The 23730-nt window shown below is 63.6% G+C and carries 17 protein-coding genes; 11 read left to right on the plus strand and 6 right to left on the minus strand.

Annotated features, from left to right (window positions below; translation table 11 throughout):
* Positions 1–3: 3 nt before the first annotated feature.
* The 3 genes from tsaD to DL891_RS17730 all read left to right on the plus strand — a co-directional run bounded on the left by tsaD (position 4) and on the right by DL891_RS17730 (position 2486).
* Positions 4–1104, plus strand: a complete 1101-nt coding sequence (gene tsaD, locus DL891_RS11735) for a tRNA (adenosine(37)-N6)-threonylcarbamoyltransferase complex transferase subunit TsaD (RefSeq protein ID WP_111720627.1) — start codon at positions 4–6, stop codon at positions 1102–1104.
* 194 nt (positions 1105–1298) lie between these two features.
* Positions 1299–1640, plus strand: coding sequence for a DUF4190 domain-containing protein (locus DL891_RS11740; protein ID WP_111720628.1), 342 nt, complete (start codon positions 1299–1301; stop codon positions 1638–1640).
* A gap of 174 nt (positions 1641–1814) precedes the next feature.
* On the plus strand, positions 1815–2486 hold the full coding sequence (locus DL891_RS17730) for a DUF4190 domain-containing protein (RefSeq protein WP_198668871.1): 672 nt from the start codon (positions 1815–1817) through the stop codon (positions 2484–2486).
* Positions 2487–2528: 42 nt separating this feature from the next.
* Here the strand turns inward: DL891_RS17730 and DL891_RS11750 are convergent, their stop codons facing one another.
* Positions 2529–3716, minus strand: a complete 1188-nt coding sequence (locus DL891_RS11750) for a class I SAM-dependent methyltransferase (RefSeq protein WP_111720629.1) — start codon at positions 3714–3716, stop codon at positions 2529–2531.
* A 132-nt stretch (positions 3717–3848) separates the two neighbouring features.
* Here DL891_RS11750 and groES point away from each other — a divergent pair, with 132 nt between their 5' ends.
* The 4 genes from groES to DL891_RS11770 all read left to right on the plus strand — a co-directional run bounded on the left by groES (position 3849) and on the right by DL891_RS11770 (position 7529).
* The gene (gene groES, locus DL891_RS11755) at positions 3849–4145 is read left to right on the plus strand and encodes a co-chaperone GroES (RefSeq protein ID WP_111720630.1); all 297 of its coding nucleotides are present in this window, start codon (positions 3849–3851) and stop codon (positions 4143–4145) included.
* 84 nt (positions 4146–4229) lie between these two features.
* Positions 4230–5216, plus strand: coding sequence for an EamA family transporter RarD (rarD, locus tag DL891_RS11760; protein WP_232819134.1), 987 nt, complete (start codon positions 4230–4232; stop codon positions 5214–5216).
* Between the two features lie 43 nt (positions 5217–5259).
* Positions 5260–6063, plus strand: a complete 804-nt coding sequence (locus DL891_RS11765) for an ABC transporter substrate-binding protein (protein ID WP_111720632.1) — start codon at positions 5260–5262, stop codon at positions 6061–6063.
* A gap of 188 nt (positions 6064–6251) precedes the next feature.
* The gene (locus DL891_RS11770; RefSeq protein ID WP_111720633.1) at positions 6252–7529 is read left to right on the plus strand and encodes an ABC transporter substrate-binding protein; all 1278 of its coding nucleotides are present in this window, start codon (positions 6252–6254) and stop codon (positions 7527–7529) included.
* Between the two features lie 488 nt (positions 7530–8017).
* On the opposite strand, the gene DL891_RS11775 is transcribed toward DL891_RS11770, so the two are convergent.
* The 4 genes from DL891_RS11775 to DL891_RS11790 all read right to left on the minus strand — a co-directional run bounded on the left by DL891_RS11775 (position 8018) and on the right by DL891_RS11790 (position 12032).
* A complete protein-coding gene (locus DL891_RS11775; protein WP_111720634.1) occupies positions 8018–8821 on the minus strand; it encodes an ABC transporter ATP-binding protein in 804 nt (267 codons plus the stop codon).
* Positions 8808–9656 carry an ABC transporter ATP-binding protein gene (locus DL891_RS11780; protein WP_232819148.1) on the minus strand — a complete coding sequence of 283 codons (849 nt, stop codon included), beginning with the start codon at positions 9654–9656 and terminating at the stop codon, positions 8808–8810. The genes DL891_RS11775 and DL891_RS11780 overlap by 14 nt, the downstream gene beginning before the upstream one ends.
* A gap of 67 nt (positions 9657–9723) precedes the next feature.
* Positions 9724–10707: a branched-chain amino acid ABC transporter permease gene (locus DL891_RS11785; RefSeq protein ID WP_111720636.1), complete on the minus strand. Its 984-nt coding sequence runs from the start codon at positions 10705–10707 to the stop codon at positions 9724–9726.
* Positions 10708–10715: 8 nt separating this feature from the next.
* A complete protein-coding gene (locus DL891_RS11790; protein WP_368665633.1) occupies positions 10716–12032 on the minus strand; it encodes a branched-chain amino acid ABC transporter permease in 1317 nt (438 codons plus the stop codon).
* Between the two features lie 264 nt (positions 12033–12296).
* On the opposite strand from DL891_RS11790, the gene guaB reads away from it, so the two are divergent.
* Positions 12297–13799, plus strand: a complete 1503-nt coding sequence (guaB, locus tag DL891_RS11795) for an IMP dehydrogenase (RefSeq protein WP_111720637.1) — start codon at positions 12297–12299, stop codon at positions 13797–13799.
* A gap of 29 nt (positions 13800–13828) precedes the next feature.
* Here guaB and DL891_RS11800 read toward each other — a convergent pair whose 3' ends face one another.
* The gene (locus tag DL891_RS11800) at positions 13829–14974 is read right to left on the minus strand and encodes a MalY/PatB family protein (RefSeq protein WP_111720638.1); all 1146 of its coding nucleotides are present in this window, start codon (positions 14972–14974) and stop codon (positions 13829–13831) included.
* A gap of 216 nt (positions 14975–15190) precedes the next feature.
* Here DL891_RS11800 and DL891_RS11805 point away from each other — a divergent pair, with 216 nt between their 5' ends.
* The 3 genes from DL891_RS11805 (at position 15191) to DL891_RS11815 (ending at position 23701) form a co-directional block, all read left to right on the plus strand.
* Positions 15191–16309: a GuaB3 family IMP dehydrogenase-related protein gene (locus DL891_RS11805; RefSeq protein WP_111720639.1), complete on the plus strand. Its 1119-nt coding sequence runs from the start codon at positions 15191–15193 to the stop codon at positions 16307–16309.
* A gap of 45 nt (positions 16310–16354) precedes the next feature.
* A complete protein-coding gene (locus tag DL891_RS11810) occupies positions 16355–18097 on the plus strand; it encodes a glycerol-3-phosphate dehydrogenase/oxidase (RefSeq protein ID WP_111720640.1) in 1743 nt (580 codons plus the stop codon).
* Between the two features lie 378 nt (positions 18098–18475).
* On the plus strand, positions 18476–23701 hold the full coding sequence (locus DL891_RS11815) for a cell wall-binding repeat-containing protein (protein WP_198668873.1): 5226 nt from the start codon (positions 18476–18478) through the stop codon (positions 23699–23701).
* Positions 23702–23730 lie beyond the last annotated feature (29 nt).

Raw genomic sequence — 23730 nt, forward strand, 5'->3', positions numbered from 1 at the left:
GCGATGACCCGAGCACAGACCGACGTGCCGAACCGTGTCAACCCGCTGGTTCTCGGAATCGAGACCTCCTGTGACGAGACCGGGATCGGCATCGTGCGCGGCACCGAGCTGCTTGCGAATGTGATCTCCTCGTCGATGGAGGAGCACGCCCGCTTTGGCGGAGTGGTGCCAGAAGTGGCTGCCCGCGCTCACCTGGAGGCGCTTGGCCCGGCGATACGACAGGCGCTCGCGGACGCGAACGTGGGTTTCGGCGACCTCGACGCGATCGCGGTCACCAGCGGGCCGGGCCTCTCAGGGGCCCTCATGGTCGGTGTCGGTGCGGCGAAGGCGCTCGCCGTCTCACGGAGGCTTCCTCTCTACGCGGTCAACCACCTCGTGGGCCATGTCGGTGCAGACCTGCTGCAGGGGCCCAGCGAATCGGCTGAAGAACATTCGCCCCTTGAAACTCCAACCATCGCCCTACTCGTCTCGGGCGGGCATACCTCCTTGCTGCTGGTCGGCGACCTGGTCAGCGATGTGCAACTTCTCGGCGAGACCATCGATGACGCGGCCGGTGAAGCCTTCGACAAGGTGGCCCGGGTGCTCGGCCTCGCGTATCCCGGTGGCCCCCGCATCGACATGGCGGCGGCGAACGGCGACCCTCGGGCGATTCGGTTCCCGCGCGGGCTCACCCAGCCCAAGGATATGGCGAAGAATCGCTATAACTTCTCCTTCTCCGGGCTGAAGACGGCGGTGGCCAGGTGGGTGGAGCAGCGACAGGATGCCGGCGAGGAGATTCCGATCGCCGATGTCGCGGCCAGTTTTCGTGAAGCAGTCGTCGACGTGCTGGTCGGCAAGGCGCTGGCGGCCTGCGCCGACCTCGGGGTTCCCCGGTTGCTGCTCGGCGGGGGAGTGGTGGCCAACCAGCGCCTTCGGGAGATCGCCGAGCAGCGTGCGGCTGCGGCGGGAGTGACGCTTCGAATCCCGCCTCTTGCCCTGTGCACCGACAACGGGGCGATGATCGCCTCACTGGCCGCCCAGCTGATCATGGCCGGCGCCGACCCGTCTTCGCTCGATTTCGGTGCGGACTCCACATTGCCGGTCACCCAGATTCAGGTGCTGTGACCGCCGGTGCCCGGGTGGGGCGGATGGTGCTCTGGGCCGAGGGTGCCGCCAATTTCGGATACAGATCCACCGGAGTGCCCGTTTGACAAGCACACATCGGACTGTCACTATGACACCGATCGCTATCTGGCGAACATAATTCACGCGAAGCTCACGCGACGTATTTTGAGCTTTCACCCAGAGAGGCAACACTCATGACCAACCAGAACCTCAACCAGCCGCCCGCCGGCCCGCCGCCCGCTTACGCGCCCGCCCCCGGTCAGCCGTACGCGCAGCAGCCCGCCGCGGGCGCGAAGACCAACACACTGGCCATCATCGCGTTGATCGGTGCTTTCGTGTTCGCGCCGGTCGGCATCATCTGCGGCCACATGGCACTCGGACAGATCAAGAAAACCGGAGAAGCCGGGCACGGTCTCGCGCTCTGGGGCACAATCCTGGGTTACGTGTTCACCGCGCTCTGGCTGCTCATCATGATCTTTGGAGTGATCATGCCGATGATCCTGCTCGGCAGCATGGCCTCGATCAGCTCGTACTGATCTGGTCTCGCACCTCCCGTGCTCGTTGCCCGATCGGGCGATGCGGCCTGAGGGCATAGTTTGTGAATAGCCAACGGGCCCCACTGCGATTAAGGTTGCAGTCGGGGCCCGTTGGTCATTTCGTGCCGCATGTCCAACCGAATCATTGAGCCAGACCCACTGAAAGAGAGCCACGTGACCGACCCAAACTCCTCGGAGCAGTACACCCCCAATGATGGGGTCAATGGTGGGGCCACAGAGCCGCAGTCGGAACACCAGTCGGAGCCGCAGCCGAAGCCGGGGTCGCAGCCGCAGCCGGATGAAGTTGATGGGTCGTCGGAGGCGCCGCCGATCGCCCCGCAGTGGGAGCAACCGAACGAGCACGGGTACGCCGTGCCGAACGAGCAGCCCCATGGCCAGCCATTTGCCCAGCCCAATGAGCAGCAGTACGGCCAGCAGGGCCAGCCATACGCACAGCCGTACGCCCAGCCCTACGCCCAGCCCAATGAGCAGCAGTACGGCCAGCAGGGCCAGCCATATTCGCAGCCCTACGGCCAGCCCTATTCCCAGCCGTACGCACAACCGTACGCCCAGCCGTACGCCACGGGGCCGAGCACGAACACCCTCGCGATCATCGCGTTGATCGCGGCATTCGTGTTTCCACCGGCCGGAATCGTTTGCGGCCACATTGCATTGGGGCAGATCAAGACCACAGGGGAGTCCGGTCGCGGCCTCGCGCTCGCCGGCGTGATCATCGGTTATGTGTGGGCAGCCCTGATCCTCTTGATGATCGTCTTCTCGTTGGTGCTGCCGCTGGTCATGATGGGTATGTTCGCCCCCGCCTTCGTCGGCCTCGGCGGCATGTGACGCAGGGGATGGGGCGCACGGGATCCAGTCCAGGAACCGACGCTAATCGAGGCGCTCAACCAGGAGCGCGGTGTGACGCCCGGCTACGCGGGTGAGCACCAGGGTCGCGCTCTCGGAACCACGCAGCGCGAACCGCTTGCGCAGTTCGGCCGGGTCAACGTCGACGCCGCGCTTTTTGATCTCGAGCACTCCAATGTTGCGACGGCGCAGCTCGGCTCTGAGCATCCGCTCGTCCAGATGCCATGATTCCAGCACCCGAAAACCTGCCGCGAACGGGGTGGGCAGGTACTGATCTGAGCTGAGGTACGCGATCGCCTCACTGATCGGATGCGCGTTCAGGCGTCGGGCCAGATCACCGATGAGGCGGGCGCGAATCACGGCTCCGTCTGGCTCGTACAGGTACTCGCCCACGGGGCCCACTGGCTCGTCTGGGCTGTCAGCGGTCGCCGTCAGGTCGGCGGCGGCACCGTCAGAAAGGAGCAGGGCCGAGCGGCCCACTCCAGGCCGGGCAAGAGGTCCGAACCACAGCCCCATCTCGACGACCTGGCCGTTCACCGAGACCCATTGGGCTTCGCAGCCGGGCGGGATGAGCTCGCGGTCCATTCCGGGGCCGAGCTTCACCCCCACGGGCATGCGCTCGGTAAGGGCGAAGGCAAAGTCAAGGGACGGCGAGTAGTCGGATGCCCGAACTCGCTGCGTCTCGCTGTGCCCGGCCGTACGCCGGGCCGGGTCGAGGAACGCGGCGTCGTGGCCGGCCAGGTCGAACGATTCAGCGGCGGAATGCACCACTTCCACATTCGGGAACGGGGCAAGGTTGTAGCTGGCTAGGGCCGCGGTCACCTCGTCCTGATCGACGGCGGTCACTGCCAGGTCGAGGGCGGCCAGGCTCATCGCGTCACCGCCGATTCCGCAACCGAGGTCTGCGACCCGCCCCACCTTTGCCGTCGCGAACCGGCCGGCATGCCCGGCGGCCACCTTGAGCCGGGTGGCCTGCTCGAGGCCAGCCGTGGTGAAAAGCATCCGTGCGGCGAAGTCACCGAATTTCACGCGCGCCTTCGCGCGCAACTTCCACTGGCTGAGAACGACGGCCACCAGTGCCGGCGGGTGGCCCTCACGGCGCAGACGAGTGACCAGGGCGAGCACATCAACGCCCGGGTCGTAGGCGGGCAAGGAGTCGAGCAGCCCCAGGCCGTCGGCCGAGAACAGTTCGATGAGCTCCGTTCTTTCCATGGGTTCACCGTACCGGTATCACTCGAGAATTGGCACTCACATTGCGCGAGTGCCAACCCACCCCCTAAACTCATAGTTAGCACTCGCATGGTGCGTGTGCTAACTCAGAACTTATGTAGAAAGAGGTCAAACGTGACGGTCTCCATCAAGCCGCTCGAAGATCGCATCGTCATCAAGCAGATCGATGCGGAGCAGACGACTGCTTCAGGTCTTGTCATTCCGGACACTGCCAAGGAGAAGCCCCAGGAGGGCGAAGTTGTCGCAGTCGGCCCCGGCCGCATTGACGACAACGGCAACCGCGTGCCGCTCGACATCTCTGTCGGCGACCGCGTGATCTACTCGAAGTACGGTGGTACCGAGGTCAAGTACGACGCCCAGGACTACCTGGTGCTCTCGGCCCGCGACGTTCTCGCCGTGGTGGTTCGCTGACCACTCGCAACAACCTGCAGAAGACCCGGACGGCCATCGGCCGTCCGGGTCTTCGCCTATCTGCGTGCGGAGTACGATCTAACAGTGCCACAATCCCCAGAGTCCGCCCCGACGGTGCCGATGCCCGCGACCGATCGGCCCGGCCCGGCCGCCCAGGCCGGTATTTCGCGCCCGGGACTGGTCTTCGGTGTTCTCGCCTACATGATCTGGGGGTTTCTGCCGGTCTATTTCATCGCGGTGGAACCCACGGGTGCGTTCGAGTTGGTCGCCATGCGCGTCCTGTTCTCGCTGGTCTTCTGTGTGCTGATCATCCTCGTGACCCGGGCGTGGAGGCCGCTGGCAATCGTGGTCAGGAGCCCACGGCCGCTGGGCATCCTCGCCATTGCGGCGGGCCTCATCTATCTCAACTGGCTGACCTACGCCTGGGCGGTGCTGAACGGGCATGTGATCGAATCGGCGCTGGGATACTTCATCAATCCGATCGTCACCGTGTTCCTCGGCGTGGTGGTGCTGCGGGAACGTCTGCGCCCGGCGCAGTGGGCAGCCGTAGCAATCAGTGGGGTCGCAGTCGTGGTTCTGGCGATCAACTATGGTGCGGTGCCCTGGATTTCTCTCGTGCTGGCCTTTACGTTCGCCTCCTACGGCCTGACCAAGAGCAAGGTCGGCGGTCGCGTCGACGCGGTCAGCGGACTCACCGTGGAGACCGCGCTCCTGGTGCCGATCGCGGTCATCCAACTGATCATCGTCGGCTCGATCAGTGGTCTCACCTTTGGCCAGATCAGTCTGGGCCACAGCCTGCTGCTGATGGCCTCGGGGATCATCACTGCGGTGCCCCTGCTTCTGTTTGCGGCGGCGGCCCGCAGGTTGCCACTGGTCTACGTTGGGCTTCTGCAGTACCTGGCGCCGGTGCTTCAGTTCGCCTTCGGCGCCTTCATCTTGATGGAGCCCATGCCGCCCGGTCGCTGGGTCGGCTTCGCCATCGTCTGGTTGGCACTCATTGTTCTCACCGTCGACATGTTGGCGAGCTCGCGGGGCCTCAGACGATCGCGCATGCCCGTCGCGCCCGCGTGACCCGATCCGTGCCCACCCACAATCTTCAAGGAGAATTACGCAGATGCCGCTGTTGACGAAGACCAGATTGATCGTGCTCGGCACGATCGCCGCGCTCGCGCTCTCCGGGTGCACGGCGGAGACGGTGCCCAGCGCCTCCCCCTCGGTCTCAAGTTCGCCGAGTGCCACCGCGGCGCCGATCGAAGCATCCGGAGATGGCGTGCTGCGCATCGGGACACTGTTCCCCGCGAGCGGTGACCTCGCGTCAGTGCAGGTTGCGGCTGCGGCAGGCGTCGAGGTCGCTGTTCGGGAGATCAACCAGCAGGGCGGCGTATTGGGGGCTCCGGTGGAAGTTCTGCACCGCAACTCTGGCGACGGAAAGCCGGAGGTCATGGCCGCGGCCCTTGCCGACCTCATCAAGCGCGGGGTGGACGTCGTGGTGGGCCCCCCGAGCGCAGCCCTGGCAGAAATTCTTCGAGCCGACCCCGAGTCGGCAAAGGTGACCATTGTCACGTTCGATGCGGTTGGAGCCGACGGAAAAATCGCCGAAGGCTGGACGGCTGACGCTGACCTGGTGGCGCAGTTGAAGATGGCAGATCCGGCGGTCACGGACACACGCTTCGGCGCGGAGGCCTATGAGGCGACGGTGCTCGCGGCTCTCGCTGCGCTGGTTCGCGGCGATGATGGAGCGAGATCGATCGCCGCCGGTCTGACCGAGATCACGGGCGACGGAATCCCTTGTTCCAGCTTCGGCGAGTGCGCAGACACTCTGTCGACCCAGCCCGCAGTCCAGGTGCTGTACGACGGGCAAAGAGTTGAGTTCGCTTCTGAGTCAGAGCCTGAATCGGGATTTTTCCTACTGAGATGAAAGCAGGCGCGGGCCATATGGTCTGTGCCGGCGATTGGACGGCAACCGAGTAATGCTCGTAACGTAACGATTTAGCTCCGTTACTTCGGTTGTGATGCCGATTTGCCCCGACTCTGACTTACGCCCCGTAGTGTGACACCTAGCAGTCTCCAATCGGACTGCGAATTTCAATTCATTAAAGGAGAAACATGAGCGTATTTACAAAGGCGTCCTCCCGCTCTCAGAAAATCGGCAGACTTGGAGGCCTCGCGCTCCTGACCGCGAGTGCACTGGTGCTTGCCGGTTGTGCAGCAGGGACGACAGCCGATCCTTCGGAGTCGGCCGCACCAGCGCCGGGTGGAGAGCCGATCGTTTCGGACCTCACGCTGAAGATCGGAACGATCCTGCCGCAGTCCGGACAACTGGCCTACCTCGGCCCGCCCGAAGAAGCCGGCGTGCAGCTTGCAGTCAATGAGATCAACGAAGCCAACATGGGCATCAAGGTCGAAGCCACATTCCGTGACTCCGGTGACACCACCACTGACATCGCAACCATCTCGGCCACCGACCTGCTTGCCGCAGGCGTGACCTCGATCGTTGGGGCGGCCTCTTCGGCCGTGTCGTTCAACATCATCGACAAGATCACCGATGCAGGCGTTCTGCAGATCTCGCCGGCGAACACCTCGCCAGACTTCACCGACTACGACGACGGTGGACTGTACTTCCGTACCGCTCCGTCTGACCTCCTGCAGGGTGAGGTGCTTGCCAACCAGATCGCTGAAGACGGCAAAAGCGCGCTCGGCATGATCGTGCTGAACGACCCGTACGGCACCGGTCTGGCGGCGTCGCTGAAGGAGAACTACGAGGCCGCTGGCGGCAAGGTTGTTTCCGAGGCGCTGTTCAACGAGGGTGACACCACCTTCGATGCACAGATCTCCACGGTCATGGCGGCCAAGCCCGACGCGATCGCCGTGATCACGTTCGAGCAGGCCAAGGTCATCATTCCCGCGCTGGTTGCTGCCGGTGCGCCGAACGACAGCATGTATCTGGTTGACGGAAACCTCGCTGACTTCAGCGCGGACTTCGAGCCGGGCACGCTCGAGGGCTCCAAGGGCACCCAGCCCGGCCCGGCGCTGTCGGCTGACTTCCACGACAAGCTGATGGCAATCGACCCGACGTTGAAGAACTTCAACTACGCGGCCGAGTCCTATGACGCTGTGGTACTCCTCGCGCTGGCTGCGCTGGCAGCCCAGGACACGTCCGGAAAGGCCATGGCTGGCAAGATGGTCGAGGTCTCCGGTGGATCAGGTGACGGCACGAAGGCGACCACCTTCGCTGACGCCGCCAAGATCATTCTGGACGGCGGAGTAGCCGACTACGACGGCCCCTCCGGTCCGATCACCTTCAACGAGAAGGGTGACCCGACTGAGGCTGCCATCGGTATCTTCCAGTACCAGAAGGACAACACCATCAAGCGCATCAACTAATAACTGATCCGCTCGAGCACGAGGCCCCCGGTTCTGCCGGGGGCCTTTTGTGTGCGTGGTGCACCTCCGCCCGGGTCTCAAGGCGGCGTCGTGCAGGCTCCTCGCAGGCGGGGCCGCGCCCCATCGCTCCGCCGAACGCGGTCAGCCACCATTGTGAAAATTCAGGAGCTGGGGATCGCGGATGCACTGGGTGCATCGGCGCGGCTCTCCGCCTGAATTTCTGAATCCGTCAGTGCGTGGAAGTCAGGAGGAGAACAGGGTGGGCGCGTTGGGTGCGGCGACGGCGCTCGCCTCCTGAAGTGCTCTCCTCCTGAAGTGCTCTCCTTTTGGAGTGCTCTCCTCCTGACGTACTGCGTGCGACAGCGTTGTGGGACCGGATTGTGGGACAGGGGCGAAGCCACACAACCCGCCTCCGACCCGCGAGTGCGGAACGGGCACAACGAAAAGGGGCCCGGGTGCGCTGCACCCGGGCCCCGATTCACAATGGGTCAGTCGTCGTCTTCATCCCCGAGGGTGCCGAGGTACAGCGAGATGACCTTGGGGTCGCCCAGCAACTCGCGCCCGGTTCCCGTGTAGGCGTCGGTGCCCTGGTCGAGCACGTAGCCGCGGTCGGCGATCTCAAGGCAGCGCTGGGCGTTCTGCTCAACCATGATGGTGGTGACACCAGCGCGGTTGATCTCCTTGACACGGAGGAACGCCTCATCCTGGCGTACGGGGGAGAGACCGGCGCTGGGCTCATCCAGCAGCAGCACGTGTGGGCCCATCATGAGCGCGCGCGACATTGCCACCATCTGGCGTTCACCACCGGAGAGTGAGCCCGCTCGCTGCTTCAGGCGCTTCTCCAGCTCGGGAAAGATTCCCAGCACGAACGCGAGCCGCTCATCGATCTCTTTGGGCTTCTGGAACAGGCCCATCTCGAGGTTCTCGCGAATGCTCAGCGTGGGGAACACGTTCTCCGTCTGCGGCACGAAACCGACACCGCGGGAGACCAGCTCGTTGGCCTTCAGGTTGGTGATGTCCTCACCGTAGAGGTTGATCTCCCCACCGCGCACCTGCACCAGGCCGAAGATCGCCTTGAGCAGAGTGGATTTGCCGGCTCCGTTCGGGCCGATGATACCGATCAGCTCTCCCTTGTAGGCGGTGAGCGAACATTCGTTCAGAATGTTGATCCCTGGCAGGTAGCCGGCCGTGACGTTCTTCGCCTCGACCACCAATTCGCGGGTCTCAGCCACGGGGGAGCCTGGCTCTGCGGCGGATACTTCAGTGGCCGCCTCCGGTTTAACGTTGGTCATCGAGCAGCTCCTTCATGGTGTTGACGGTGTCGGTGTCGGTCCCGAGGTCTTTGCCGTGGTTGCTGCCGAGGTAGGCGTCGATCACGGCCTGGTTGCGCATGACCGTCTTCGGGTCACCTTCTGCTACCACGCGGCCCTCCGCCATGACCACCACCCAGTCGGCAATGTGCTTGACCATCTGCATGTCGTGTTCGACGAACAGAACCGTCATTCCCTCTGACTTGAGGTCGATGATGTGGCTGAGCAGCGACTGTGTCAGCGCGGGGTTCACCCCGGCCATGGGCTCGTCCAGCATGACCAGCTCCGGCCGGCACATCAGCGCACGCGCCATCTCCAGCAGTTTGCGCTGGCCACCGGAGAGGCTGGCCGCGTAGTCATCCTTCAGCTTGACGAGCTTGAATCGCTCCAGAAGGTCGAGGGCCCTCTCGGTGATGTCGTCTTCCTGCTTGCGCCACATCGACGGGATGATGGCTTGGAAGAAGCCCTCACCGGTCTGATTCTGGGCACCGAGCAGCATGTTGTCCATCACCGTCATCATGCCCAGTGCCTTGGTGAGCTGGAAGGTGCGCACCTGGCCCATTCGGGCCACCTTGAACGCGGGCACACCCTTCAACGACTTGCCGTTCAGGGCCCAGTCACCGGTGTCGGGTTTGTCGAACCCGGTGAGCAGGTTGAACAGGGTGGTCTTGCCCGCCCCGTTGGGCCCGATCAGCGCGGTGATCGCGTTGCGTGGAATCTGGAGGCTCTCGACATCGACTGCCTTCAACCCCCCGAAGGTTCGGGTGATGTTGGTTGCCACGACGATGGGGTCACGCTTGGGCACGCCGGGAAGCATGTCTTCGGGGCCGCCGACATGAAGGTCGGTGGCCTTCACAGGCTTGGCCGTGGTCTTCGTTTGCATATCACTGTTTGACAAAAGCGAGCTCCTTCTTGCTTCCGAAGATGCCTTGCGGCCTGTAGATGACGATCACCATCAGTGCAATACCCACCAGGATGAACCGCACCTGGCCCGCCTGCAGGCTGGTCATGAACGGCAGCCAGCCGATTTCTACTGCCCGGGCAGTGAAGCCAGAGAAGATGGAGAGCAGGGTCCAGAAGATCATCGAGCCGATGATCGGTCCGAAGATCGTCGCGGCCCCACCCAGCAACAGGATGGCGTAGATGAAGAATGTCAGCGTTGGCTGGAAGTTGCCCGGCTGCACCGACCTCGGCAACACGAACACCATTCCGGCGAATGCACCCATCGCGCCTCCGAGCACCAGAGACTGCATCTTGTACGAGTAGACGTTCTTGCCGAGCGCCCGCACCGCATCCTCATCCTCTCGGATGCCCTTGATGACTCGACCCCAGGGGCTTCGCATCAGGAGCCAGATCAGCAGTGCTGCCAGGCCGACCAGGCCCCAGGCGACGATGAGCAACCAGACCTCGTTGTGGTCTCGTACCCACGGGCCGATATTGTAGTTGCCCGCAGGGATGGGATTCATCGCCTGCCAGGAGGTTTTGTATCCGGAGAGCCCGGCAGCGGAGCCGGTCACAGCCGCGAAGGTGTTCGTCGTGAACAACAGGCGCACGATCTCAGCGGCGGCGATGGTGACGATCGCCAGGTAATCGGCCCGCAACCTCAGGGTCGGTATACCCAGGATCAACGCGAGCACGACGGAGGCGGCGATACCGGTGAGCAACGCTGCCCACCACGGGAACCCGAAGGTCAGTGTCGAAATCGCGAAGCCGTAGGCGCCGACGGCCATGAATCCGGCCTGGCCGAAGTTGAGCAGGCCGGTGTAACCGAAGTGAACTGCCAGACCCATTGCCGCAAGCGCGTAGGCCGCGGTGGTGGGACTGATAATTTCGTAGGCGGCGTTGGTGAAAAGTGATCCCCAATCCATGATGGCCCCTAACCGACTCTCTCTTTACGACCCAGAATTCCTTGGGGTCTGACTAATAGGACGAGGATCAGAATGCCGAGCGCACCGACGTACTTCATGTCGGACGGCAGCCATAGTGTGGACAGCTCCACGAACATGCCGACGATGAGTGAGCCGACCAGGGCCCCGAAGGCGGTTCCGATCCCACCGAGGATCACCGCGGCAAAGATGAGCAGCAGCAACTGGAAGCCCATGTCCCAGTTCACACCCGGACGGAAGTAAGCCCAGAGGATACCGCCGGTACCGGCCAGAAGACCGCTGATGATCCAGACGATGCTGGTGACGCGCTCGACGTTGATGCCGCTGACGGCGGCGAGGGCCGAGTTGTCAGACACCGCGCGGGTGGCCTTGCCGATGCGCGTCCTGGTGAGGAAGAACGCCACAGCGAAGAGCAACACGATACTGATGCTCATGCTCCAGACATCCACGATGGTGAACGAAATCGGACCGACGGTGATCACTTCGGCACCGGTCGCCCCGGGCAACTGCTCGGTCTGGCCGCCGTAGATGTATTGGTAGAGGTAGCGGAGGGTGATCGACAAGCCGATGCTGACGATCATCATCTGCACGATGCCCACCCGGCGCTTGCGCAATGGTCTCCACAACGCATAGTCGTTGAGGAACCCGAACAACCCGGTCAGCAGCACAGCGATGGGGATGGCCAGCCAGATCGGGAACCCCAGAACAGGGCCGAAGGTGAAGGTCATGAACGCGCCGAAAGTGAGCATCTCAGCGTGCGCGAAGTTGACCAGCCCGGTGGTCCCGAACACCAGCGACAGGCCGATGGAGGCCAACGCCAGAAGCAGACCGAAACTCAGACCGTTGAACGCGCGGTCGAGGAACTGGTCGAAGAAACTCACAGTGACCCGTTCGCCCTGCCCGAGGAAGAAGTTCATCGCCTTCGTCTTCGACTGGCCGAAGGTCACCTCGGCGACATCCTTGCCCTCCTCGGCGACGATCACACCCTCGGGGAGGGTGTCCTCCACGAGGGTCACCGTATAGGTGCCGGCCTCGGGAACTCCGATCTTCCATTTGCCGTCGGCACCGGTTTTGACCTCGGCGTTGTAGCCGTTTCCTTCGACTTTGATCAGGACTCCGTCGAGCGGTTCGTCCTGGAACTTCACAAAGCCCGAGATCGCATAGTCGTATTCGTCTGTGCCGACTTCGTCGGCGTGCGCGGCCGGAGCCACTGCCAACGATGAGAGCATGAACGCCGCGAAAATGAGCCCGAACAATGCAACAAAGATATTTTTGCGTAGGCGTAACGCCCTGCGGTGGTAAGCCACTAAACCTCCATCGGAACACCTCGCGACATTTTCGGCGCTGGGCATCAGGTTTGTCGCCGACTGCCTCGTCGGCGATACCTGACGATTATGACTCATATTCAGTCTCGGTTGCGAACTCATCAGTACGTCGTTACCCGAGTGAAACATCCGGGCCCCAATCTTCACTCGGCACACCGCCCGGGAATCGATTAATATGAGACGGTTGTCTTTCACCCGCTGAGGCAAATGTCTGCGCGGGAATCGGCGTGAATATAAGGGGTGTTGATGGACCAGTCAGATCCGTTCGGCTTTGTCGGCTTGACGTATGACGATGTATTGCTGCTTCCGGGGCACACCGACGTCATCCCCAGCGAGGCTGACACCTCTTCACGGTTGACCCGGCGCCTCACCGTGGCGACCCCGCTGCTGTCCGCGGCGATGGACACGGTCACCGAGGCCCGAATGGCAATCGCCATGGCGCGCCAGGGCGGTATCGGCATCCTGCACCGCAACCTGTCCATCGCCGATCAGGCGGAGCACGCCGACAAGGTCAAACGCAGCGAGTCGGGCATGATCACGAATCCGGTGACAACGACGCCGGATGCCACGGTCGCCGAGGTCGACGCGATCTGCGGGCATTTCAGGATCAGCGGGCTTCCCGTCGTCGACGGTGATGGGCTGCTGGTCGGGATCATCACCAACCGTGACATGCGGTTCGTGTCGAACACGGCAAAGGCGACGACGCTGGTTCGCGAAGTGATGACCAGAACCCCCCTGATCACCGCTCCGGTCGGTATTGACCAGGACGGCGCGGTGGCCATTTTTGCGAAGCACAAGATCGAGAAGCTGCCGCTCGTCGATGAGGCGGGCAAACTGCGCGGGCTGATCACGGTGAAGGACTATGACAAGTCGGAGCAGTATCCGCTCGCGACCAAGGACGAGGACGGGCGGTTGCGGGTGGGCGCGGCCATCGGCTTCTTCGGAGACGCCTGGCGGCGTGCCACCACGCTGGTCGACGCGGGCGTCGATGTGCTGGTCGTGGACACGGCGAATGGCGACAGTGAAGGGGTGCTCGGGATCATCCGAAGGCTGAAGGCCGACCCGGCGTTCAACCACATCGACGTGATCGGCGGCAATGTGGCCACACGCGGCGGCGCACTGGCGTTGATCGAGGCCGGCGTCGACGCGGTGAAGGTGGGAGTTGGGCCGGGCTCGATCTGCACGACCCGCATTGTGGCCGGGGTGGGCGTGCCCCAGGTGACCGCGGTGTATGAGGCGGCGCAGGCGGCGAAGGGCAGCGGTGTGCCGGTGATCGCCGACGGCGGGTTGCAGTACTCCGGTGATATCGCCAAGGCCTTGGTGGCCGGGGCAGACACGGTCATGGTCGGGTCGCTGCTGGCCGGCTGTGATGAGAGCCCGGGCGACCTGGTGTTCGTCAACGGCAAGCAGTTCAAGAACTATCGCGGCATGGGTTCGTTGGGTGCGCTGCAGACGCGCGGCGAACAGACGTCGTATTCGAAAGACCGCTATTTTCAGGCGGATGTTCCGAGCGACGAGAAACTCATCCCGGAGGGGATCGAGGGACAGGTGCCGTACCGCGGGCCGTTGTCAGCGGTGGCGTTCCAGCTGATCGGCGGGCTGCGGCAGTCGATGTTCTACGTCGGCGCACGCACGATCACCGAGTTGAAACAGCGCGGAAAATTCGTGCGCATCACCGCGGCCGGTTTGAAGGAGTCGCACCCGCACGACGTTCACATGATCGCCGAGGCGCCCAACTATCGCAAGTAATCCGCTGGGCCGTGGCCCTGACCGGGCCGTCAGCCGGCGAGGCGGGTGACTGCCTCGACCAGAATCTCGGGGGAGCAGGCGAAGTTGAGTCGCACGAATCCGTTGCCCTCGGCTCCGAATGTCGGCCCGGGGTTCAGTGCCACCCGGGCCGACTCGAGGGCGTGCGCCGATGGGTCGTCGCCCCAGCCGAGCGCGCGCAGGTCAAGCCAGGCGAGGTAGCTCGCCTGTGGTTCCGCGTAGCGCACGCCCGGCAGGTGTTCGGCCAGTAGGTTGCCGAGCAGGCTGCGATTGGACCGCAACTGCACCAGGGCGCTGTCGAGCCACTCCTCGGCCTGGCTGAACGCCGCCACTGAGGCGAGGTAGCCGAAGATGCTGGTGCGCCAGTTCACCTCGTCGGGCATACCGCCCACAATCGTCGCCTTGTTCGGGTGTGCGGTGACCATCAGAGCGCACTTGAGGCCCGCGATGTTCCATCCCTTGCTGGCGGCGGTCACACAGACGCCTTGGCGGCGTGCGGCATCGGAGACGTCGAGAAACGGGGTGAACGTGGCATCCGGATAGGTGAGTGGCCCATGGATCTCGTCGCTGACGACAGCCACGTCATAGCGTTGCGCCAGTTCGGCCACTGCGGCCAGAGTTTCGCGCGAATGCGGTAGACCGAGCGGATTGTGCGGGTTGCAGAGCAGAAAGGCGCGGGCACCGCCGGCGAAGGCCGCTTCGAGGCCATCGAGGTCGATCATCCAGGCGCCGGCACCGTCCGGGGCGAGGGGAACCTCCTTCACCCGGTGCCCGGCCTCGGGGATGAGGTCGAAGAACGGCGGGTAGATCGGTGGGTTGACGACCACTTCGCTGCCGACAGGGGCAACCCGGCGCAACGTCTCGACGATGGCGACGCTCACATCGGTGGTGGTCCAGACCTGGCCCGGGTCGACTGTCCAGTTCCATCGGCGGCCGGCGAATGCGGCGAACGCTTCGGGCAGTGCCGTGTGGGGAAACTGGTAGCCGGTGTCGGAGCGCCTGATGGCCGCCATCAGGGTCTCGGCGATCGGTTCGGCGAGCTGGAAGTCCATCTCGGCGACCGGCAGCGGCAGCACGTCGGGCTCGAACACCGTCCACTTCGCGCTGGTGCGGGTGCGGAGTGTTTCGAGGGAGTCAAAGATGGGTGCAGGGGTCATGACCCTAGCCTGCCCCATCGCCGGGCCTGTGTCAGTCGCCCACTTGTCACCTGCAGAAATGCAGGAGGGCAGGAACGCCGACCCGCTCTACACCTCCGCAACCCTCGTCTCCTGAAATTTTGACAACCCCAGAACCCCCACAGTGGCACGGGTCGCCGGTCAACCGCCGGGCGCGGACCGCAACGCGGCATCATGTCCTAGTCTTGAACGGTGAGCATGGAGATAGAGATCGGCCGCGCGAAGCGTGGGCGCCGAGTGTATGCCTTCGACGATGTCGCGATCGTGCCGTCGAGGCGCACCCGTGACCCCGAGGACGTGTCGGTCAGCTGGAGCATCGACGCGTTCCAATTCGACATCCCCTTTATGGCCGCCCCGATGGACTCGGTGGTCTCGCCGGCCACTGCTATCCAGATGGGGGAGCTCGGCGGGCTCGGCGTGCTCGACCTGGAGGGGCTGTGGACCCGCTACGAAGACCCGGAACCGCTCCTCGCCGAGATTCGCGAGCTTGCTCCCGACGCCGCCACGGCTCGGATGCAGCAGATCTACGCCGAGCCGATCAAGCCCGAGCTGGTCACCAGCAGGCTCGCCGAAATCCGCGCCGGCGGTGTCACGGTCGCTGGTGCGCTGTCGCCGCAGCGCACACAGGAGCTGTACCAGACCGTCGTCGACGCCGGGGTCGACCTGTTCGTCATCCGTGGCAACACCGTCTCGGCCGAACACGTCTCCAAGGAGCGTGAGCCACTCAACCTGAAGAAATTCATCTACGAACTCGATGTGCCGGTGATCGTAGGCGGTGCGGCCGGGTACACACCGGCACTACACCTGATGCGAACTGGCGCTGCCGGGGTGCTCGTCGGCTTCGGCGGCGGCGCGGCGGCCACCACGAGGGCGGCACTCGGAATCCACGCCCCGATGGCGACCAGCGTCGCGGATGTCGCAGGGGCGCGACGGGACTACCTCGACGAGTCGGGCGGACGATACGTGCATGTGATCGCCGACGGCGGCCTCGGCACTTCCGGCGACATCGTCAAGGCCATCGCCATGGGCGCCGACGCCGTGATGCTGGGAGCGTCGCTGGCGCGGGCCTCCGATGCCCCGGGTGGCGGCTGGCACTGGGGGCAAGAGGCGCACCACGGCCAATTGCCGCGCGGCAAGCGGGTTCGTGTCGGAACGATCGCGCCGCTGGAACAGATTCTGTACGGTCCGGCTACCGTCGCCGACGGCACCGCGAACCTGGTCGGTGCGCTGAGGCGTTCGATGGCGACAACCGGTTACTCTGATCTGAAGGAGTTCCAACGGGTCGACGTGGTCGTCGCGCCATACGTGTCGCAATAGTTCACCATCGCCACGCGGCGACTGGTCGGAAGGAGGGCAACGCACATGGCCAGACTCAAATCGGTCACTCTTTCGACGAAGCTCGGGATGGACGAGCGTGATGAGGCGCTGAAGGCGCTGAAATCACGCGAGTTCGACGTGCTGGTGATCGGTGGCGGAATCGTCGGCACCGGCGCCGCCCTGGACGCCGTGACCCGTGGACTGAGCGTGGGGCTGCTCGAGGCGCGCGACTGGGGGTCGGGAACCTCGAGCCGTTCATCGAAGCTCGTGCACGGCGGCATCCGATACCTTGAGCAGCTCGACTTTCGGCTGGTACGGGAGGCGCTCATCGAACGTGGCCTGTTGTTGCAGCGGATCGCGCCACACCTCGTCAAACCGGTTCGTTTTCTGTACCCGCTGAAGCGACGGTTCATCGAACGACTGTACGTGGGTGCCGGAATGCTGCTCTACGACGTGTTCTCCTACACGGGCGGGCGGCCACCGGGGGTGCCGCACCACAGGCACCTGTCCAAAAGGCAGATCCAGAAGGCGATGCCATCACTGTCGTCGAACGCCCTGGTCGGTGGGATCGCCTACTGGGATGCCCAGGTTGATGATGCGCGTTACGTGTCGTCCTTGGCACGCACCGCTTCGTCATATGGCGCGCACGTGGCCAGCCGAGTGCGAGTGGAGGGATTCCTCAAGGTCGGCCAACGCGTCGTCGGTGTCGAGGCGCACGACCTCATCACGGGCGAGAAGTTTGAGGTGCGGGCGAAACAGGTCGTGAACGCGACCGGGGTCTGGACCGACGACACCCAGCGCATGGTGGGGGAGCGCGGCACGTTCAAGGTGCGGGCCTCGAAGGGCATTCACCTGGTGGTGCCCAGAGACAGGTTCCAGTCGAAGATGGGCCTGCTGCTGCGCACTGAGAAGAGTGTGTTGTTTGTCATCCCCTGGGGCCGGCATTGGCTGATCGGCACGACCGACACCGACTGGAACCTCGACAAGGCGCACCCGGCCGCCACCGCAGCCGACATCGACTATTTGTTGGAGCACGTGAACAAGGTGCTGAACGTGCCACTCACCCGCGAAGACGTCGAGGGCGTCTATGCCGGGCTCCGGCCACTGCTGGCGGGTGAATCGGATGAAACGTCGAAGCTGTCCAGGGAGCACCTGGTGGGGCACTCGGTACCCGGCCTCGTCGTGATCGCCGGCGGCAAGTGGACCACGTATCGCATCATGGCCAAGGATGCGATCGACGCGGCAGTCGATGCCCTCGACGGGAAGATCCCGGCCTCCGCCACCGCCGACATCGCGCTGCTCGGCGCCGAGGGCTATCAGGCCGCGTGGAACAAGCGCGGCAAGATCGCCCGGGCGTTCGGTGTGCACCCGGTACGGATCGAGCACCTGCTGAACCGGTACGGAACGCTCACGGACGAACTGCTCGACATCATCGGAGAGGATCCCTCGCTGGCGGAGCCGTTGCCGTGCGCCGACGACTACATCGGCGCTGAGGTGGTCTACGCCGCGTCTCACGAGGGGGCGATGCATCTGGACGATGTGCTCGCCCGGCGCACCCGCATCTCGATCGAGGCGTGGGACCGCGGAGTGGCGGCGGCGCCGGTCGCCGCGTCGCTCATGGCGGGGGTTCTCGGCTGGGATGCCGAGCGCGAGCAGCGTGAGGTGGCGTTCTACCTGGAACGGGTTCAGGCGGAGCGTGACAGCCAGGAGCAACCCGACGATGAATCGGCCGACCGGGTGCGTCTGAAGGCGCCCGACATTACCGCGGCTCCGCAGCCAGACGCGTAGGCAGGCGTCAGGCATGCGTGCCCCGGGGCATGCGGGGAGCTGAGACGGGCTCAGAGGCGCCTCTGCGATGCGGCTGAAGTCGTTGCCTTCGAGCACCCCGCAGACATGAAATCGCCGAGTAATGAATTATCTTCACCCCCCACTTGGAGGGGTGAAGAATATTCATCTTGACCAGCGTTTTCTTTTTTTCATTGGCCGTGCCCAGCTGAGGAAAACTATTTAAGAATCCTCATCTCCTGTTAGTGTTTCCTGAGTTTCGCTCGTCTATCGCTGTGCTCACCCGTGCACACGGCGCCGGAGCTATTTTTCGGGAGTTCTATCTTGTCTGTGACATCGTCGCGCCTCATGCGCATCGTCAGTGGCATCGCCGCTAGTGCAATGGTCTTGACTGGGGGGGTGTTGGTGGCATCGCCGGCCTCTGCCGCCGCAGGGGATGAGAGCATCGCGGTGACTCCCGGTGAGAACATTCAGGGTGCTATCAACGACATCGCCTCGGGCGGCGTGATCACATTGGCTCCTGGAGAGTACGACGTCAGCAACACGTTGCGAATCGTCAAAAGTCTGACGTTGCGGGGAAGCGACGACGGGCCGGTCATTCTCAAGCAAGTTTCTGCCGGTGAAGGCAAGTTCATCGACATCTTTGACACCAACGATGTCGTTCTGGAAAATTTCGCTCTGGACGGCAGCGCCACGACGCAAGCCAACAAGACAACGGGAATTGACGTAAACAGTGTTAACGGGTTGACCCTGTCCAATGTCACGGTGGCAGATTTTAAGAAGAACGGCATCTCCGTTTCCGCATCGTACAGTGGCACCGAGACCAACCAGTCGCAAAATATTCACTTCAACAACGTGACGGTGGTGAACAGCGCGTGGGCTGGTATTGCGTTCTACACGAAGAGTTCGCTGGGCATCAACACTGACATCTCCGATGTGACCTTTGCCGGGGTGACGACCCTCACCGGAAATGCCAGGGGCATCCAGTTTGGTGATCCAGGCGATGTCAACGGTGTCAGAGGTACCGACAACGGTCCAGTGAAGCTCGGCACCGTCCACTTCACCGGCGGTTCAGCCTTTGTCGCCAATCTCGACGACAGCGTGGTCTACCTTGAGCGTTCATCGTCAACTGTCGACGGCAATGCGCCCACTCTTCTCGACTTCCCTCCCACTAAGGCGCCATTCGGGGAAGCAACCACCACGCTCACGTTGGTTCCCGTTGTCATGGCGAATGAATGCGTTGATCCACAGGCTGGTGGCGTTGCCTCGAACCTGAACTTCAACGGTTGGACGATCCCCAATTCGGGTGCAGAGTTCGTTGAGGGTGGCTTGAAATTGACCTCGGACGCGTGGGAGGACATCGAGATCACTCGAAACGTTGACTTCAAGCTGGCCGACGCGCGCAACCTGATGCTCGACCCGGAGACCGTTCCCGCGGGCCAGGGGCTGGGGATAATTCTGGAGACCGCGAGTGGCGCCCTGCACTGGGAAGGGATCTATGCTTCCGAGTTCTGGAGTAATGATGCGGTATTGCCTTTTCGGCCGACCACAGGACAGGGCGGCGACTACAGCGGTAGCCTGCAGGATGCCCTGGACACCATCGGCAACGTAGATGTCACCAAGGTGACGGTGCTCTACTCCGCTGGAGAGCTCAATTCTGTAGTCCTGCGGTCCGCCGGGGTCAACTGCGCGAGCTACTTTTTCAACGGGATTTTCCTCCCGAGCGTTCCCGAGGCGCCGTCCGCGGCGCTCGAGGGCCACTCAGACATCAAGGTCACCTGGACTGCGCCCGCCAGCGATGGCGGATCCGCGATCACCGAGTACACCGTGACGCTCACCCCGACAACCGGCGGGAGCTCTCCGCTCGTCGCCACGGTCGGCGCAGGTGAGACCTCGCATGTGTTCGCCGACCTGACCGCAGCGCTCTCTTACACAGCGACCGTGGCCGCCACGAACAGTGCGGGAACCTCGGCAAAGTCCGCGGCATCCAACGCGGTGCGGACAAACATCCAGTTGTGTGAGATCGTCACCGACGGTGGCGTGTCCACCAATGGGTTCAACGCGGCCAACGGTTGGGCTTCGAGCGCCGGGAGCGCCGGACGCTACCAGTACGTCGAGAACGGGCTTCACGTGTGGACCACCAGCAACGCGCCGACGGTCTCCAAAGTCTCTGGATACAAGAGCATCACGCCAATCTCTCTGGCGCAGCTGGGCGAGCCCAGTATCGAATTCGCTAGCCACACGGGCGTCCGCCCGAGCATCCAGTTGCGGGTATCGAAGACCGGTAGTTCGATCGGTGGCAACTATGTCGTCGGTGAGCCGTGGGCCTACGACCAGTGGATGTGGTGGAGCGCCACTGACTTCGGCGTCGGAGGCGGCCTTGGGTACAAGAGCTACGGCACGCTGACCGACTATCTGGCTGCCAACCCGAACGCGAAGGTCAACCAGATCGGCTACAGCCTCGGTTCCGGCGTTCTGGGCGACGCGACGATCACGTCGATCACGGTCGGGTGTGCGGAGTATACGTTCGACCTGGCCCCGGTGATTCTGCCGGGAACCCCGACCATCAGCGGCAACGCTGTGTTCGGCTCAGTCCTGACCGCAAACCCGGGCACCGACTGGACGCCCACCGACGCTACCTTCACCTACCAGTGGTACCGCGATGGTGTGAGCGTCGGTACGTCCGGCAGGAGCATGACCTACACCCCGGTTGCGGCCGATATCGGCAAGAAGATGACGGTTATCGTGACCGGTGCCAAGACTGACTACACCGGTGCTTCTGCACCCTCGGCGCCCACTGGAACAGTCGTCCCCGCCTCGATGGCCGGCCAGTCGTCGATCAGCGGTACGACGGTCGTGGGCGACACGCTGACGGCGGAGACCGGAACTTGGAACCCCTCGAACGCGACGTTCACCTATCAGTGGTTCCGCAACGGCGTCGCCATCTCGGGTGCCACGGCCAAGACCTATGTCTTGGCGTCTGCGGACATGCGGGCGATGATCACCGTCGCCATCACCGGCTTAGCCACCAGTTACAGCGCGGCGACCTTAACGTCTGGACCAACGGGGGTCGTCACGGTTCCCGCGGTGGTCGAGATGTGCACGGACGTTGACGCTGGACCACTGTCGACCAACATTGACAACAACGGGTGGAATTTCAGCGACACACGGGCAACAGGTCACAACGACTTCGTTGCCGACGGCCTGCACGTGTGGACAGAAGGCGACACGTCGACCGATAAGACGGCGGGTTACCGCGCACTGAGCATTCCGCTGGCTGATGTCGGAAGTGTCTCGATGGACCTGAGCAACGGAGTCGCCGGCTTGCCGAGCATCCAGCTGGGTGTCGACCGCGACGGCAACGGAACCTGGGACGGCTACCTCGTGAATGAAGGCGACCTCTACGGCGCAGGAATGTGGTGGACGAACAAGTCCGGTTTCGGGGTTCCCGCTGGCGGTGGCTATGACAGCCTCGGCACCTTGGACGAATACATCGCCGCGAACCCGAACGCAAGGGTCGTGAGCTTCGGCTACAGCCTGGGCTCTGGTCTCAAGGGTTCTGCGGTGATCCACTCGATCACGGTCGGCTGCGTGGAATACTCCTTCGAGGGACGGATCGTTGGCGCCACGCCCACGATCTCCGGGCCCACCAAAGTTGACCAGGTGTTGACCGCAGATGGCGCTGAGCCCAATTGGTCTCCGACCGGCGTGACGTTCGGCTACCAGTGGCTGCGCAACGGCAACCCGATCACCGGAGCCACTGCTACCACGTACACGCTGGTTGCCGCAGACCAGGGCGCCAAGCTCTCGGTCTCGATTACCGGATCGAAGACCGGCTATACGGATGTCACCAAGACCTCTGCAGAAACGGCCACGATTGCCAAGGCAACGTTCGTCTCGTTGAAGCCCGTGATCGACGGCACAGCACAAGTCGGCCAGAACCTCACGGCCACCGACCCCGAATGGACACCCGTCGCCCCCACGAAGACCTACCAGTGGTTCGTCGATGGCGTTGCCGTGACCGGAGCCACCAGCAAGGTCTACACGGTTGCAGCTGGCGACCTCGGCAAGAACGTCACGTTCACCGTGACCGGAACCAAGCCCGGCTACACGACCGCAACGGCGACATCGCTTCAGGCCGGTCCGGTCATAGCAGGTACGTTGTCGCAGACGACCCCGAAGGTCACGCCGGCTCTGGGCGTTCGGGTCGGAAACACGGTCTCCGCGATCCCAGGAGACTGGGGGCCCGCCCCAGTTCAGCTGACATACCAGTGGTTCGCCGATACCGTGCTGATCAGCGGAGCAATCGGATCGTCCTACACGATCCAGGGTGCAGACTCTGGTAAGCGCATCTCCGTCAGGGTCACCGGTACCAAGACCGGCTACACCACGGCGAGTAAGCCGTCGGGTGGCACAGACACGGTGCAGCGCGCCGGGCAGACGTCGGGTGCTGTGTCGATCACGGGTAAGACGACCAGCGGTTCGAAGCTCACGGCTTCGGTCACCGGTTGGACGCCCGCCGATGCGCAGCTCGGCTACCAGTGGTACCGGAACGGTGCGCTCGTGACCGGGGCGACCGGTACGACCTACACCCTGGGCGCTGCCGATGTCGGTTCGAAGATGACAGTGAACGTCACGGGCAAGAAGGTCGGCTACGGCGATGCCTACACGCTCTCGGCACCGACCGCCGTGGTCACATGGGCTCCGACGGTCAAGCGCATTCAGGGTGACGACCGCTATGTGACGGCGATCAACATCTCCAAGGCCGGGTTCACGTCTGCAAAGACCGTGTTCGTGGCAACCGGACAGGACTACCCCGACGCACTGTCGGCCGCTCCGGTGGCCGCCAAGCAGGGTGGTCCGCTGCTGCTGACGCTGAAGAACTCGTTGCCGGCTTCGGTCGCGAACGAGATCAAGCGGTTGAAGCCGACCAAGATCGTCATTGTTGGTGGTTCCGGCGCGGTCTCGAACGCGGTCATGACCCAGCTGAAGAAGATTGCGTCGACCGAGCGAGTCTGGGGCAACGACCGTTACGCGACCTCGTACAACATCAACACCAGCAAGTACGGTTTCCAGACGGCGGCGAAAGCCTATGTCGCGACCGGCCAGATGTTCCCTGACGCACTGTCGGCCTCGGCCGCGGGTGCGGCGGTCGGAGCACCGGTCATCCTGGTGAACGGCTCTGCCAAGGAGCTGGACGGTGCGACCAAGTCGCAACTGTCGAAGCTCAAGGTGAAGAACACGATCATCGCCGGTGGAACGGCAGCGGTCAGCACGGGTGTCGCGAACGGGCTGAAGGCGGCGACCGGTGTGGCTCCTGACCGCCGTGGCGGATCGGACCGTTACGAGACGAGTCGAATGATCGGTGCGGATGTCTTCGCTCCAGCGAAGAGCGTCTACCTGGCGACCGGGGCCCAGTTCCCGGATGCTCTGGCCGGCGCTGTCCTGTCGGGCCAGAACAAGGGGCCGCTGTACCTGGTGCAGCCGAACTGTGTTCCGAAGCCCACACTGAACCAGATCACGGCGGCGGCACCGTCTGCGATCACCTTGTTCGGTGGTACCGGGGCGCTGAGCAACAACGTTGCCGACTTGAAGGCCTGCAAATAGCTGAATAGTCGACACTGCCAGTCGGGCCC

Source organism: Homoserinimonas sp. OAct 916, from assembly GCF_003260275.1.
In the GTDB taxonomy this organism is placed as follows: Bacteria; Actinomycetota; Actinomycetes; order Actinomycetales; family Microbacteriaceae; genus OACT-916.

What these genes read in the sequence shown, in the direction of transcription:
- tsaD (WP_111720627.1), top strand. Translation starts at nt 4, where the DNA reads ATGACCCGAGCACAGACCGACGTGCCGAACCGTGTCAACCCGCTGGTT.
- DL891_RS11740 (WP_111720628.1), top strand. Translation starts at nt 1,299, where the DNA reads ATGACCAACCAGAACCTCAACCAGCCGCCCGCCGGCCCGCCGCCCGCT.
- DL891_RS11750 (WP_111720629.1), bottom strand. Translation starts at nt 3,716, where the DNA reads ATGGAAAGAACGGAGCTCATCGAACTGTTCTCGGCCGACGGCCTGGGG.
- DL891_RS11765 (WP_111720632.1), top strand. Translation starts at nt 5,260, where the DNA reads ATGCCGCTGTTGACGAAGACCAGATTGATCGTGCTCGGCACGATCGCC.
- DL891_RS11770 (WP_111720633.1), top strand. Translation starts at nt 6,252, where the DNA reads ATGAGCGTATTTACAAAGGCGTCCTCCCGCTCTCAGAAAATCGGCAGA.
- DL891_RS11775 (WP_111720634.1), bottom strand. Translation starts at nt 8,821, where the DNA reads ATGACCAACGTTAAACCGGAGGCGGCCACTGAAGTATCCGCCGCAGAG.
- DL891_RS11780 (WP_232819148.1), bottom strand. Translation starts at nt 9,656, where the DNA reads ATGCTTCCCGGCGTGCCCAAGCGTGACCCCATCGTCGTGGCAACCAAC.
- DL891_RS11785 (WP_111720636.1), bottom strand. Translation starts at nt 10,707, where the DNA reads ATGGATTGGGGATCACTTTTCACCAACGCCGCCTACGAAATTATCAGT.
- guaB (WP_111720637.1), top strand. Translation starts at nt 12,297, where the DNA reads ATGGACCAGTCAGATCCGTTCGGCTTTGTCGGCTTGACGTATGACGAT.
- DL891_RS11800 (WP_111720638.1), bottom strand. Translation starts at nt 14,974, where the DNA reads ATGACCCCTGCACCCATCTTTGACTCCCTCGAAACACTCCGCACCCGC.
- DL891_RS11805 (WP_111720639.1), top strand. Translation starts at nt 15,191, where the DNA reads ATGGAGATAGAGATCGGCCGCGCGAAGCGTGGGCGCCGAGTGTATGCC.
- DL891_RS11810 (WP_111720640.1), top strand. Translation starts at nt 16,355, where the DNA reads ATGGCCAGACTCAAATCGGTCACTCTTTCGACGAAGCTCGGGATGGAC.
- DL891_RS11815 (WP_198668873.1), top strand. Translation starts at nt 18,476, where the DNA reads ATGGTCTTGACTGGGGGGGTGTTGGTGGCATCGCCGGCCTCTGCCGCC.